The 2,073-nt window shown below is 68.3% G+C and carries 1 protein-coding gene; it reads left to right on the forward strand.

Annotated elements, in window-relative coordinates; translation table 11 throughout:
- Nucleotides 1–2,073 (forward strand): excinuclease ABC subunit UvrA (locus DSY14_RS27645; RefSeq protein ID WP_211719540.1); only part of this gene is annotated, 2,073 nt, incomplete at both ends.

Genomic DNA, 2,073 nt, shown 5'->3' on the forward strand with positions numbered 1-2,073 from the left:
CTCCTCGACGGCCTCACCACGGCCATCATCATCGACCAGGAACGCCTGGGATCGGACCCCCGCTCCACCGTCGGCACCGCCACCGACACCAACACCCTCCTGCGCATCCTCTACAGCCGCATCGCCCGCCCCCACATCGGCTCACCCAACGCCTTCTCCTTCAACGTCCCCACCGTCCGCGCCGGCGGCGCCATCACCGTCGAACGCGGCAACGCCAAAGCCACCAAGGTCAGCTTCAACCGCCAAGGCGGCATGTGCCCCCACTGCGAAGGCCGCGGCACCGTCACCGACTTCGACCTCACCCGGCTCTACGACGACACCAAATCCCTCAACCAAGGCGCCTTCACCATCCCCGGGTACAAGTCGGACAACCTCTGGACCACCCGCGTCTACGCCGCCTCCGGCCTCCTGGACGCCGACAAACCCATCCGCGACTACACCCCCACCGAACTCCACAACCTCCTGCACCACGAACCCGTCAAGGTCAAGGTCGACGGCGTCAACCTCACCTACGAAGGCCTCCTGCCCAAACTCCGCAAGACCTTCCTCGCCAAGGACCGCGAGGCGATGCAACCCCACATCCGCGCCTTCGTCGACCGCGCCGTCACCTTCACCCACTGCCCCGAATGCGAAGGCACCCGCCTCAACGCCACCGCCCGCTCCGCCCACATCAACGGCCTCGACATCGCCCGACTGTGCGCCATGCAGATCAGCGAACTCGCCCAATGGGTCCGCGACCTCGACGCACCCACCGTCACACCCCTGCTCACCACCCTGCGCCACACCCTCGACTCCTTCGTCGAGATCGGCCTGGGCTACCTCTCACTCGACCGCCCCGCCGGTACCCTCTCCGGCGGCGAGGCCCAACGCACCAAACTCATCCGCCACCTGGGCTCCTCCCTCACCGACGTCACCTACGTCTTCGACGAACCCACCGCCGGACTGCACCCCCACGACGTCCAACAGATGAACGACCTCCTCCTGCGCCTACGCGACAAGGGCAACACCGTGCTGGTCGTCGAACACGAACCCGACACCATCGCCATCGCCGACCACGTCGTCGACCTCGGCCCCGGCGCCGGCACCGACGGCGGACACATCGTCTTCCAGGGCACCGTCGACCGACTCCGCACCAGCGACACCACCACCGGCCGCCACCTCCACGACCGCACCCCGCCCAAACCCACCGTGCGCACACCCACCGGCACCCTGCCCATCCGCGGCGCCACCACCCACAACCTCAAGAACGTCGACACCGACATCCCCCTGGGCGTCCTCACCGTCGTCACCGGCGTCGCCGGATCCGGCAAGACCTCCCTCATCCACGGATCCCTCGCCGGCCACGACCACGTCATCGCCATCGACCAGACACCCATCCGCGGATCACGCCGCTCCAACCCCGCCACCTACACCGGCCTGCTCGAACCCATCCGCAAGGCCTTCGCCAAGGCCAACCACGTCAAACCCGCCCTCTTCAGCGCCAACTCCGAAGGCGCCTGCCCCGAATGCAAAGGCATCGGCGTCACCTACACCGACCTGGGCATCATGGCCGGCATCACCACCACCTGCGACCTCTGCGAAGGCAAACGCTTCGCCCCGGCCGTCCTCGAACACCACCTGGACGGACACGACATCAGCCAGGTCCTGTCCATGTCCGTCGACCAGGCCCGCGACTTCCTCTCCCACGGCCCCGCCCGCACACCCGCCGCCCACACCATCCTCACCCGCATGAGCGACGTCGGCCTGGGCTACATCACCCTCGGCCAACCCCTGACCACCCTCTCCGGCGGCGAACGCCAACGCCTCAAACTCGCCACCCACATGGGCGGCACCAGCGACATCCTCATCCTCGACGAACCCACCACCGGCCTGCACCCGGCCGACGTCGACCACCTCCTCGCCCTCCTCGACCGCCTCGTCGACTCCGGCGCCACCGTCATCGTCATCGAACACCACCAGGCCGTCATGGCCCACGCCGACCACCTCATCGACCTCGGCCCCGGCGCCGGCACCGACGGCGGACACATCGTCTACGAAGGCACCCCCGCCGACCTCATCGCCCACCCCACCACC

It is taken from the genome of Nocardiopsis sp. MG754419 (genome assembly GCF_018207095.1).
Lineage (GTDB): Bacteria > Actinomycetota > Actinomycetes > Streptosporangiales > Streptosporangiaceae > Nocardiopsis.